A 12,501-nucleotide genomic window follows, 5' to 3' on the forward strand; every position below is an offset into this window, starting at 1 on the left:
GGCACAATGAAATGGCCGTGCACGATTGTTTTTCCGAATGCTTGTTTTTGACACTTGTACGATGAAACGTTGCGGCACGTATCTTTTGCTGTTTGCTCGGCAATTCCTTTTTCCGGGTTAAGGCCGGCATGGGTGAAAATAAATTTGTTCCAAATGTAATAAGGAACAAGACTTTCAAGAAAGCGCATGTGATTTGCAGGTATTGCGGCGCGAACTTGATATAAAAGACTGCTCTTATCAACGTCTATTCGCCCAATCCCATAGGACAAAAGCGTTTCTCGGCCACCACAAAAAAGCCAATCAGCATCGGGACTAGGTGAAGACAAAAACTCTTTCATCATCAGTTCGTGGTTGCCACAAATACACAGCCGAACAAACCCTTTGGGGGACACGCCAATCAGGTGTTCAATAAGGTTCGCGGACATTGGTCCACGATCGATAAAATCCCCAAGGAACAGTAAAGCAGCTGACCCGCTTTTTTGGTTGTGAGTGTTGAAAACCTCGTGTTCAAGTTTTTTCAACAAATCCAGAGATCCATGAACATCGCCAATTGCATAGATCGTTTGGATTTCATCGTTTATGAGGTGGCTCTTCTCATCAACTTTGCAGTGGGCTCGTTGAAAACGCTTTGCCCAAATAGATCTAAACATTGGTGCGACCGCCAACGGTTTGGCCAATGGCCAACACAAATACAAACAAAAGCGCGATAGCCTGTATTTCAACACTGAAATCGACCAAAGCATGCAGCGCCACCACCGTAGTGCACCCAATACTTGCCATATTCCGCGCCGATAGAATTGAATTTTGCCAAAAAATAGCGACGGATTGCGCGAAAATGAATGCGATAGTGAGGATGGGCACTGGACCGAAAATCAAACCGAACTCGACAAACAAGGACAAATAGGTCGAATGGGCTTTGTTCCAGACATAACCAACGTTCAGCGACTTGTCTCTTACCATTGGAAACACGAGGTCAAAGGTGCCCGCGCCAAAACCAACGATGGGTCGATCTGCGATCAGTTTTAACGCTAATTCATATGCTGCCAATCGATGACCCGCATCCCTGCCAACGACCAAAACCCTATCAAGCATATCTGGGGAATTCATCACAAAGACACTGATGACCAAAACCAGTGTCACAGCAAAGGCGATTATCCAATAGCTCTTGGTTACGTGCGTTTTCACGATCCAGAGGCAACACAAAACGGCGATGCCACATACCGCCCCAAATATCCCCATTCTTGATTTGGTCAGCACAAGTGCAACGGCTAGCAAGATGACGCACACCACATTCAACAAGAGTTTTGGCTTGCTAAATTCCACCAACAAGATTTGCCGCGCTTCAAGCTTTTGGAGCGCAGAAATCACAATCGACAACGCAATGATCAAACCCAGTGCCAGATAAGTCGCAAAGCTGTTGCGGTTGACGAATGTGCCGGTTGCAACCCCGATATAGTTTTGCTTTTTAAAAATGAGTAGCGGGTCGCCCAGCTGGGTAAGGGCAACGAGCGCGTAAAACGCGTAGATTGCCATTCCAACAACAAGGGCTTGTAGGGCAAATTGACCACCACGGGCTTTATCGAAGAGCTTTATGGTCAGAACAAAAACCAAGCCATATGTCAGCCAGTTGATTAGGGACAATACTGTGGGGCCAATGGCAACACTTATTGTTTTTCCTGATAGTCTGCTATCGATGATGGTGCCCAGTGGTTCAAAGATCGGCACCGGTAGCATTTGCACCAGCACAAAAATGATGAACAAGAAATAGAGCGCAAAAACTGGATTTGATTGCGCTATTTGCACAAGGTTTGATTTGTCCGGTTTTTTGGGGGAGATGAGATATGCAAAAGCGATCAACGAGAAGAGAAATAGGTTAAGCGCCCAAAAGAACGGCCTATTGCTGGCCAGTGGTAGTGCCGCAAACAAAACCACGGCTATCACCGCTGATTGCAACAACCGCACGTTAAACATTTGCCACCTTGCCCACATCCAAAGCGGAACCTTCTTTTGCATTGCGTTGGCCGGACATCATTTCAAGAAAACGCATTTGATCCACGAACGGCAGTGTGCGCACTGCCGCAAAAGTTTGCTGTCGAGTGTTTGTGCGCAGATATAAGGTGGCAACAATGTTCCAGTCTGTGTTGCCGACAATCAAAACTGAGATATCATTTTGAACAACAGTTGCGAGCGCGCCGCTAGATAAAAGGTGGGGCGCGCGTTCAATGAGCCACAACACCCTAAGGCGTGCAATCCAAAGTTGGTTGGGGCTCGACAGATAGGAGCGTTGAAACCCCTCCACAAGCGACGATTCATCTTCCAACAGCGTTGCGCTGAAACCTACCACCATCCAAGCATATGAATAAGTGGGCAAGCGCTTGGCAATTTCCAAGCTCTGTGCGTGGCAATGCAGCATTTCGGCTCTTACGTTCCCAGAAAGGCCAAGCAAGAATTGGTAGTCAGACATGCGACGCACGCATCGGTCCAGCAATTGTTTGTTTGCGGCAACAGAAAATGGGGCGTTATTGGTCTTCTGGATTATGTTTCCCTGCGCCTTGGGCAAATAGAGTTGCCCCTCCTCCAGCATCACCACAAGTGAGATGATCACAAGGCCGACAATCGCCAACAATGCCAAAAGTTTTGAGAGATTCATGTGCGCATGTTCCGCAGGCTCTGGCCATGCCATGTAAACGCGTCCCGACGCTGGGTTTTTCGCTCTTGCATCTTTGTAATGTGAAACATCAAAGCAAGGCACATTGAAGCGCCTAAGGAGAAATTGAGGGTTGTGAAGCCGGGATTGACAAGACTGGCCACAACCAAAACATTGAAAATTGAGCAGAAAAGGCGACTGTGGTGCAAGGTCATGTGAGATTTTGTTGCGAATAATCTCCAATAGAAAAACAAAAGTGCAGCCAAGCCCAAAACGCCGGTTTTCATCAAAACATCGTAAACAACACTGTGGGTGGAGATATAAAGCCTTGCGGAATCATCCTCCAAAAAAAACGACCAACTAGAGTGGGTTACGTCCCTGAAATTGCTGGCGATAAACTCATTGCCAAACCCAACCCCTAGACCGGAGGAATCGCTGAGCGCGATCAAAGCGTCATGCCAAAATTGTGCTCTAAGGCCGGAGTTGTGGTCAATGCCGTATAGTTCCAACGCATGCCAAGGCGCGATGAGCACAAATGCCAACAATGAGAAAAACAACCCGGCCGAAACCAGACGAGGCCATGGCAAAACCCAAGTCGCAAAAATGGCAATCATAAGGACTTGGGACTGAGTGCTCGATGACAGCAGAGCCACAACGACAAACACGCTTATGCGAAGCAAAAGATTTGACTTAGAAAGGACCAAAAAGATGAGCAACAAATAGACCGGCAAAACATCATTTGACAAAACGTATAGGGTGAATGTTTGCCCTTCCCCCACGTATCTTGTTGTCCCCATTCGAGACAGACAAGTTATGGCGAAAACGATGCACAATAATGCCAATGCGTTTTTTTGGATTAAGGTGTAGTGGCGGCCCAAAAAGGCCGAAAAGGCACTTGTGGCAATTGGAATGATGATAACCCAACTCCACTGTCGTAACGCGGCAAATACATCTCGATAGACAGTCCAGCTACTTGGGGCCAACCCGGCTAAAGACACAAAAAGCATCATTGTTGAAACCAGCAACAATGGAAAAAATGTCCAAAATCCGACAACCCGTCGAGCACAGTAAATGGAACCTATTGAGGTCAATATGACCAGCGCAAGCAACCAAATGCCAAATGGGCGAAACACCTGAAACCCAATCGTATAAGCCACAATAGGAAGAGCCCAAAGTGCTGCTGCTTCCTCGTTCGCTGGCTCATAAGCACTTCTAGAGACGGAAAGCATCGTCATGCGCCGCCATTTCTTGTTGGTGTAAAGTCTGCATAGGCAGCAACGACCCGCGAGGCCCAAGTTTGTTCGCGCGCCCATTCTTCAGCCGTTTTGGCGAGCTTCTCCAGTTCTGCCGGTGCGCTCAGATAGTGCTTTATTGCCGCCGCCATCATGTCGACGACCTCGTTTTCTGTGCGGCTTTGAACGGGTATTTTCACACCTGCCGTTGAAGGCAAGAGAGCGCCGGGACCGCCGCAGTCCAAACACACAACAGGTGTCCCTCGAATAGACGCCTCAAGCACAACGTTGCCGCTAGAGTCATGGAGACTTGGAAACAAGACAAGGTGATGAGATTGATACAATGCGTCTAGCGCATCCTTTGGTTGCCACCCGAGCCAAGTAACACGGTGTGCAATGCCCAGGACACTTGCCTGGCGCTCCCACAATTCTCGCTCCGGTCCATCACCCGCGATCGTTAGGGTCAAATCTGGTAGCGCGATCATCGCTTGGGCGATTGCGCCTATACCAAGATGCATTCCTTTCCAAAATTGACATCGCCCAGCAAAGAGCACTGTTGGGTTCTTGGTCTTGGTGGCGCCAACCGGTTTTGGAACTTGGTCTATGCCAATCTCAAAGAGTTGTTGAACTTTCCATCGAGCAAACTTTGGCACTAAAGCAATGTTGTCTGGCGTTTTTATCAGAATTAGGCTGGCTTGGCTGAATTGCAGGCGCAGAATTGGATCAAACGGGACAAGCGCGTTCCACAAATCGCGCACTGCATCAACAATTTTACCGCGCAATGGATAGGATTTTCGCAATTGTTTGGGTGCACACTCACCGCCCCCTAATGGACCAACAATAAATGGAATGCCGAGCGCGCCCAAAAAGCTGGGGTAGCGAATGCCTCCAAAGGTTATGTGATGCACCAAATCAAACCGAATTTCTTTGTGCAATTTGAGCGCCCGCCAAACCGCAAGAAACTGCCACAAGTAAAGATAGACATATTGCCAAACCCTATTTGAGCTTTGGTAATTGGCGCCCCCAAAGGCATCAACATATGTGAATTTTGGCTGATTCAACTCAGGCAATTTGTCTAAACAAAGCTCAATTTCCCCTCTGTAGACACCGCTCGTAAGTACGGTTACCTCATACCCCAGCTTTGCAATTTCTAGCGCCCAACGCCACCCCACACCTGCCTCTGACCCAAGGCATGGCGAACAGGCAAACGCAGACAACAAGACCTTGCTTTGTTGGGTGTCAGCTCTGAGTTTGAGCACTGGGCGTCCTTTCTCTTATTACCAATGAGAAAGGCCAAATGAGCGCTAGGGTCGCGATTAATTGTGCAATGGTTATGCCACCGACCAGTCCAGAAACATTGAAAAACATCATCGCGGGATAGGCAATAATTGCGCTCGTAAGCGCTGCCAATGCTGTCGCGTTCGATATCGCTTTTGTGCATTCAAACGCCCGAAGAGCAAAAGTGATCAACGTCCTCAAAACGATCAAAAAATACACCCCGCAAAAAGCTTGAAGGATCCAGACCTCAAACACGCGTTGTCCCAAAAATAAATTTGAAATGGGTTCAGCAAAAAACGCTATGCCCAAAAGGGGCAGCCCAAGGCAGAAAACGATGGCCACTGCAAATCGACGATAACTGGCGACCGCCCGTTCTTGACCAAGCGCTCTCATATCCGCGCCGATTTTTCGAGGTAGAATATTCTCTAGCGCATAAAGAAATGGATTAATGAGCCCAACAAGGCTTTGACTGGCGCGAACCATGCCGATTGTCTGAGGCCCCAAAACCAGGGCGCCAACCGCTACAAACAGATGTTCATTGCAGAACTGCAAGAAGGTTGCCCAGCTCAACCAACCGCCACTTTTGACGATGCGCCCAATATTTTTTTGCATTTGGTTGGCAGAAGTCACGAAAATGGTTTTTGCGAAATTTTGGCAGAACGTCAAAATTGACCCCGCCAAAAAGCAAGTCGAAATTATGAGCACACAGATTGTAGGATCCAATTTGATCGGCGAGTTCACAACAAAAAGGAATGCCAAGCCGACGCAGATATATCGAAGTACATCAGACAGAAACGCCTGCACATCACGGCAAACCAAAAACAAGATGCGCCGGAGAAATTCCGTCAGTGCGATCGACATGAAAAACAGGGCAAGGATCGCACTATTTGCGCCAAGACCAAACAGAAATCCGCCGCCAATCAAAAAAGCCACTGTAACCAATGAAATTGTGCAAAACACCCAGCTCGACGTGGCAATCAATGCGCGCTGCTCACTTTTTTCAGTAAGCTCTAAGATTGATGAAAGTGGCATCATGACTAGGGCCAAAATGACGGCGCTCAGGTTTAACGCAATCAAATAGTAAATGCTAAACTGGCCAAATTGGGCAATACCTATGGCCCTTATAACAAAAACAGTTATGGCGAAATTTGCAGCGCTTGATAGGACTTGGCTGGTCACTGGCCAAATTGAGTTTTTAGATCCCTCGCATAGTTCTGCGCATAGGCAACGTATTTTGGTGACCAACGGGCTCAACTTGATTTGCTCCCATTTCGGATAATATCCAGCGCTAACAGCCACAAAAACCGGGGGGATGTCGTAAGGTAACGCTTTCCTAGGCGGCGCGGTTCGCGCAGGAGGCGGTAGAGCCATTCCAATCCCGCTGCGTGCACCCATTGCGGCGATGGCTCAATCACCCCCGCATTGAAATCAAACGCAGCGCCTACACCAATCATCATTGCGCCAATTTGTTGGGTGTGATCGGCCATCCAATTCTCTTGTTTGGGGCATCCGAGCCCAACGAATATCAATCTTGCGCCGGAGTTGCTGATTGCATTGATGATGTTGGCATCTTCGTCGGCGCTTAACTGGCGAAAGGGCGGCGATAGAGCGCAAGCGATCTCGAGCTTTGGATGTATCGTCGTCAGATTGATCTTTAGCTTTTCAAGTGTCCGATTGTTCTTTCCCCCGATCAACGCGATTTTTATACCTCGTGCCGCCGCCTGTGCGCACAATCGATGCATAATGTCCGCGCCACGCTGCGTGCTTTTGTACGACAGACCATATCGGGTTGCTCTGGCCCGCTCCAAGATGACGCTGTCTGATATAACAAATGTGGCAGCATTCACCTTGGCGCCAAACTTTGGGTCATCGTGCACAAGCACGCATTGGTGGACATTGGTCAGGCAGCAATAACCAGGTTGACCAGCATCCGCCATCTCAACGATGCGTTCAAGGACCGACGCTAGATCCAGATCATCCAAACGCATGCCCAACATATCGTGAGAGGGCAGATGCTCTGATTTTGATGTGATCGGGTGCACCTTTGAAGCTTGTCGCGTTAATTGCATTAGGCAGCACTTTGGTTGGTTTCGCGCTGCACTTGGCGCTCGATCCAGTCGTAGGTTTGCTCAAGCCCAGCATAAAGCTTCAAGCTTGGTCGCCAGCTTAGTTTTTGCTCAATAAGCGCATTATCAGAGTTGCGACCACGCACGCCTATTGGTCCTGATATATGGTTCTTATGGAGGGTCTTGCCTGCAATTTCGCACACCATATCCACGAGTTGATTGATGGTGACCATTTCATCTGAACCGATATTTAGTGGACCTGCAAAACCCGACTGCATAAGACGTAATGTGCCTTCAATACATTCATCAATAAACAGAAATGACCGGGTTTGATTGCCGTCACCCCATATTTCGATTTCACCACCATCGCTGGCCATCGCAACCTTTCGGCACACAGCGGCCGGCGCTTTTTCCCGACCGCCTTGCCAAGCCCCCTCAGGGCCAAAGATATTGTGATACCTAGCGACACGATTATTCATACTATGGTTTTTGTTGAAAGCCAGAAACAGGCGTTCGGAGAACAATTTTTCCCATCCATATTCACTATCTGGTGCCGCGGGGTAGGCGGACTGCTCAGAACAGAATGGATTGTTTGGATCTAGCTGATTGTGAACGGGGTAAACACAGGCCGAAGACGAGTAGAAAACTCTTCCAATGCCTCGTTCTTGGCAACTGCTTAGAACATTTAGGTTTATCGCTGCAGAGTTGCGCATTATTTCTGCATCGTTTTCGCCGGTAAAAACATAGCCAGCACCGCCCATATCGGCCGCCAGCTGGTAAACCTCATCATATTGCCGATCTATTGCTCGACCACAGGCTGCGCTGTCTCGCAGATCAGCAACAATGAAATCGTCGGCTTGTGTTTCTGCAAATGGTGGAAGCTTTAGATCAACGCCGCGAACCCAATAGTTCTCACGTTTTAGGCGTTTGACGAGGTGGGATCCGATGAAGCCCCCAGCGCCACACACGAGTGCGCTCCGTTTCATTGTTTACTCCTAAAAAAATACATAGAGCGGCATTGATGGAATTCATACCGCAGCCTCATTCGTCAAAATATCTCTAAAATATGCAATAGTGTTGCCAAGGCCTTCTTTTAACTGCACTTTTGGCGACCAATCTAAGTACTTGATTGCCAAACCAATGTCTGGCTGGCGTTTTTTTGGATCGTCAGTAGGTAAAGGTAGATTAATTAGTTTTGAGCTGGATTTGGTGGCACCAATAACCAATTGAGCCAACTCTTGAATGGTGAACTCGTTTGGGTTTCCCATGTTGATGGGCATACAAACAAAATCCGGCGCATCCATCAGCCGCAGCAGCCCTTCAACCAAATCGTCACGATAACAAAACGAGCGCGTTTGCTGGCCGTTCCCGTAAATTGTGATGTCCTGCTTTTTTAGCGCCTGAGTGATGAAATTGGAAACGACGCGACCGTCTTCGGGATGCATGTACGGACCGTATGTGTTGAAAATCCTTGCAACTCTTATGTTTAAACCATGTTGGCGTTGGAAATCGTAAAACAACGTCTCTGCACACCGTTTTCCTTCGTCATAACACGCACGCAAACCAATTGGATTTACGTGCCCCCAATAATCCTCAGTCTGGGGATGAACTAATGGATCGCCGTAAATTTCGGACGTTGATGCTTGCAAAATTTTCGCGTTCACTCGTTTTGCCAACCCAAGCATATTCAAGGCGCCAAGGACGTTTGTCTTCATGGTCCGAATTGGGTCGTCTTGATAATGGACTGGCGATGCAGGGCAAGCCAAATTGAAAATCTCATCGACTTGAGCGGAAAGCGGCAAGCAGATATCGTGTTTCATCAGCTCAAAATTGCGGTTTGGCAAAAGGTGCGCCACATTTTGCCGAGCGCCGGTCAAAAAATTATCTACGCACAGGACGCGGCACCCGCGCTCCAATAGACGTTCACAAAGCAAAGACCCTAGAAAACCTGCACCGCCAGTAACAAGAACCGTCTTTTGTGCCATTCGCGTCGCCCCCATGGTTGCCGCTAGAACCCGGTACCGCGCCAGCATTCTCTGATGGCTGTTAGAACGATGATTTGGCAATCGAGCCACACATTGTTTTTGATGACATACAAACGATCATGAACGATCCGCATTCTTGATCGCTCTTTATCCAGCGTTGGTCCGCGCAATTTGTTGATTTGTGCTAGCCCGGTGATGCCCGGTCTTAAGGCATGACGACGATGGTAACTGGGCACCAACTCTTCATATAAAATGCCCCCTGCGTTTAAACCGACGGGGTGGCAACGTGGCCCCACGAGTGACATTTCACCCTTTAAAACATTCACCAGTTGCGGCAGTTCATCAATGTTTGATTTGCGCAAAAATGCACCCACAAGCGTGACACGACTATCGTTCTTTACCGTTTGCTTGGTGCCAGTTTTGTCGCATCTGCCAACATACATCGTACGGAATTTTAGGACCGTGAATTTGCGCCCGCCCTGCCCCCACCTTAGTTGCCTAAAAACCGCTGGCCCAGGGTCTTCAATTTTGATGAGTAGCATGATTATCAAAAACACGGGCCAAAGCAGTGCCAGCGCAACCACGGAAATCACTATGTCCATCGCTCGCTTTGCAGCCACATTCAATCGCTTGGCAAAACTGGTGTTGGCAGCAGGTCGACCATAGCCTGATGAAGGAATGGGAATTGATTTTTTACCCGACGGAAAGACAAATGCGCTTTGCGCGCCAAAAGACTGAAAAGACATAATGCTCAAAAAAATAAAAAGTTAAAAAAGTATTAATACGTACCCTACATGATGATGAAAAAGATTCAACTACACAGTTGCTTCGCCGAAGAAAATTTAGTGAGATACGTAAGCTATTGATATCACACATGTAAATTCAGAGAACTCCAAAACAAGACAGCATTCTCGTTCTTTGGGTTTGCTAAATTTTGTTGAGTGCGGTTTATTATTTTGTGATTTATACGAACATTCACCGATAGAGGAATGACCGATTTGTAGCAGCTAAAAAGAGGGTGATGGGGCATATTCACCCAATCGTTCAAGCCTTGTTATCGACACAACTATACTGCTTTCACGCAACTTCATTTTTGCATCTGCATTAGAGACCCTAAATTTATGAAAAAGATAACAGTTGTGGGGATGGGGTATGTAGGCATCGCAAATGCCGTTCTATTGGCACAGAACAATCAGGTGTTGGCGCTCGACATCGACACTAACCGCATAAATCTCATCAAGAGTAAAACGAGCCCGGTTAAAGACGAATTGGTTTCCCAATACCTCGCGAGCTCAAAACTGAACATTCAGGCAACTACAGACAAAACAGATGCTTATGGCGACGCCGATTTCGTCGTTATTTGCACGTCAACTAACTATGACACCTCAAGCAATTCAATAGATACATCAACAATAGAAACCGTGATAAACGATGTGTTTGAGCAGAACCCTGATGCAACGATTGTTATCAAGTCGACAGTGCCAATTGGATATACACAGGGGCTAAGTGCGAAGATGAACAGCACAAATATTCTGTTTTCACCTGAGTTTTTGCGTGAAGGAAACGCGCTACATGACAATCTGTACCCCTCGCGGATTGTGGTTGGTGGCGATTTGAATACTGCGAAAGCATTTGCCGCCCTCCTTGTTGAAGGGGCCAAGACCAACAAAGTTGAAACGCTTTTCACCTCCACTTCGGAGGCCGAAGCGATAAAACTGTTTTCCAACACTTATCTGGCAATGCGGGTCGCCTTCTTCAATGAGTTGGATAGTTTTGCGCTTGGGTTTGACCTAATTGCTAAAGACATTGTTGCTGGGGTTGGGCTCGATCCAAGGATTGGCAATAGTTACAACAACCCCTCATTTGGCTATGGCGGCTATTGTTTGCCCAAAGACTCAAAGCAGTTGCTGTCAACGTTTGAAGGTGTGCCCCAAAACCTTATGGAAGCCATCGTGCAATCAAACGAGACGCGCATTAATTACATTGCGGACCATATAATCTCGAAAGCACCAAAAACTGTTGGGGTTTATCGGCTGGCAATGAAGAAAGGTTCCGACAATTTCCGCGAGAGTGCTGTCCAAGCGGTTATGTTGCGGCTGCAAACTGCGGGCATCGAAGTGGTTGTTTTTGAACCCGTATTGGAGGGAAAATCTATCTTTGGTGCAAGGTCCATTTCTGACTTATCTGAGTTCAAGAACAGCGCCCAGATCATCATAGCCAACAGATTTCATAATGACTTGGCTGACGTGTCAGATAAAGTCTTCACACGGGACTTGTTTGGCGAAGACTAAAGGTGCCCAATCGCTCATCGTGATGCGGAAGGACTTGAGCACATTGGCAGGAGTTCCCTAGCGATATTTGCGAGGGTTGCGCAGACCCCAGTCAGAATATAAGTCCGCCATAATGGTTTCGAACTGGTGTTCTGCGCTATCGCGCCCAATCTTGTTTGCGTGGGCGCCGCCAAAAATCACCACTTCGTCCCCAACTTGAACTTCTTTCATTTCTGTAACATCGGCAACAATCGTGTTCATGGAGATTTTGCCCACCACCGGACAAGAATTGCCGTTTATGCTGACGATGCTGCGTTCAAATCCGTTTCGTCGAAAACCATTTGCGTAGCCAATTGAAATGCAGGCAAGACGACCATCTTGCTCCAATAGCTTGGAACGATCATAGCCCACGGTTGTGCCCATAGGGTAATCACCTATGCTGACCACCCGCGCTTTTAACTCCATTGTCGGCAGAAACCCCAACTCCGGTTTCAATATGCCATAGAGTATGGCTCCACATCTGAACATGTCCGTTTTTACATGTTCTTCAGAGATCAGTGTGAGAGAACTGCCTGCATGGATCAGCAGATCCTTTCGCTTCAATTTGCTGTTGGCCAAAACCCAATCCACCTGTTGTTGGAACAGTTTTGAGTTTTGGCGCAAATGCTCTTTATCGTTTGACGGGAAATGACTGCATATTCCAACAATCTTCTCACCCAAAGTTCCAACGATCCGTCGGCAGGTTTCTTGCCCTGCAACGGTCGATATCTCCAAACCATCCCGCGACATGCCCTTAGCGTTTAACGAAAGATGGGCTCCCATTTGGTAACGGCCCGACTTTATGAGCACGCTTAGGTACTGCGCTGTTTGCAAAGAGCCAACCTGCTCTTCTACACGATCATGCACCGCCTGATCTATTTCGACTTGTGTTGCTGCGCGCAGACGGATCAGGCTACCTGCGAAGCCCGTATTGCGCACTTCACGAGCTTCTGAGTTGGACGTTATACCGATACAGTCCACACC

At 47.9% G+C, this 12,501-nt stretch carries 12 protein-coding genes; 1 reads left to right on the forward strand and 11 read right to left on the reverse strand.

The window, feature by feature from the left end:
• From Q0231_RS05040 to Q0231_RS05085, 10 genes are all read right to left on the reverse strand, one after another.
• A partial coding sequence (locus Q0231_RS05040; protein ID WP_299345858.1) for a metallophosphoesterase occupies positions 1-650 on the reverse strand: 650 nt, incomplete at its 3' end.
• Positions 643-1,971 (reverse strand): O-antigen ligase family protein, encoded by a 1,329-nt coding sequence (locus Q0231_RS05045; RefSeq protein WP_299345861.1) that lies wholly within the window; start codon positions 1,969-1,971, stop codon positions 643-645. The genes Q0231_RS05040 and Q0231_RS05045, both read right to left, overlap by 8 nt.
• Positions 1,964-2,650 (reverse strand): hypothetical protein, encoded by a 687-nt coding sequence (locus tag Q0231_RS05050; protein ID WP_299345863.1) that lies wholly within the window; start codon positions 2,648-2,650, stop codon positions 1,964-1,966. The genes Q0231_RS05045 and Q0231_RS05050 overlap by 8 nt, the downstream gene beginning before the upstream one ends.
• Positions 2,647-3,882, reverse strand: coding sequence for a hypothetical protein (locus tag Q0231_RS05055; protein ID WP_299345866.1), 1,236 nt, complete (start codon positions 3,880-3,882; stop codon positions 2,647-2,649). Before Q0231_RS05055 ends, Q0231_RS05050 begins: the two co-directional genes overlap by 4 nt.
• Positions 3,879-5,138 carry a glycosyltransferase family 4 protein gene (locus Q0231_RS05060; RefSeq protein ID WP_269392992.1) on the reverse strand — a complete coding sequence of 420 codons (1,260 nt, stop codon included), beginning with the start codon at positions 5,136-5,138 and terminating at the stop codon, positions 3,879-3,881. The genes Q0231_RS05055 and Q0231_RS05060 overlap by 4 nt, the downstream gene beginning before the upstream one ends.
• Complete coding sequence (locus Q0231_RS05065) at positions 5,119-6,192, reverse strand: hypothetical protein (RefSeq protein ID WP_269392993.1); 1,074 nt, start codon at positions 6,190-6,192, stop codon at positions 5,119-5,121. The genes Q0231_RS05060 and Q0231_RS05065 overlap by 20 nt, the downstream gene beginning before the upstream one ends.
• A 215-nt stretch (positions 6,193-6,407) precedes the next feature.
• Positions 6,408-7,226, reverse strand: a complete 819-nt coding sequence (locus Q0231_RS05070; protein ID WP_299345869.1) for a WecB/TagA/CpsF family glycosyltransferase — start codon at positions 7,224-7,226, stop codon at positions 6,408-6,410.
• Entirely contained in the window at positions 7,226-8,209 is a 984-nt protein-coding gene (locus Q0231_RS05075) for an NAD-dependent epimerase/dehydratase family protein (RefSeq protein WP_299345872.1), read from the reverse strand. The genes Q0231_RS05070 and Q0231_RS05075 overlap by 1 nt, the downstream gene beginning before the upstream one ends.
• A 42-nt stretch (positions 8,210-8,251) precedes the next feature.
• On the reverse strand, positions 8,252-9,208 hold the full coding sequence (locus tag Q0231_RS05080) for a UDP-glucuronic acid decarboxylase family protein (RefSeq protein WP_269392996.1): 957 nt from the start codon (positions 9,206-9,208) through the stop codon (positions 8,252-8,254).
• Positions 9,209-9,231: 23 nt separating this feature from the next.
• Positions 9,232-9,954 carry a sugar transferase gene (locus Q0231_RS05085; protein ID WP_299345875.1) on the reverse strand — a complete coding sequence of 241 codons (723 nt, stop codon included), beginning with the start codon at positions 9,952-9,954 and terminating at the stop codon, positions 9,232-9,234.
• Between the two features lie 375 nt (positions 9,955-10,329).
• On the opposite strand from Q0231_RS05085, the gene Q0231_RS05090 reads away from it, so the two are divergent.
• Positions 10,330-11,499, forward strand: a complete 1,170-nt coding sequence (locus tag Q0231_RS05090) for a nucleotide sugar dehydrogenase (RefSeq protein ID WP_299345878.1) — start codon at positions 10,330-10,332, stop codon at positions 11,497-11,499.
• A 57-nt stretch (positions 11,500-11,556) separates the two neighbouring features.
• Here Q0231_RS05090 and Q0231_RS05095 read toward each other — a convergent pair.
• Positions 11,557-12,501: alanine racemase C-terminal domain-containing protein (locus Q0231_RS05095; RefSeq protein WP_299345881.1), on the reverse strand; the 945-nt coding region annotated here is incomplete at its 5' end.

This window comes from uncultured Maritalea sp., from assembly GCF_937139385.1.
GTDB lineage: Bacteria > Pseudomonadota > Alphaproteobacteria > Rhizobiales > Devosiaceae > Maritalea > Maritalea porphyrae_A.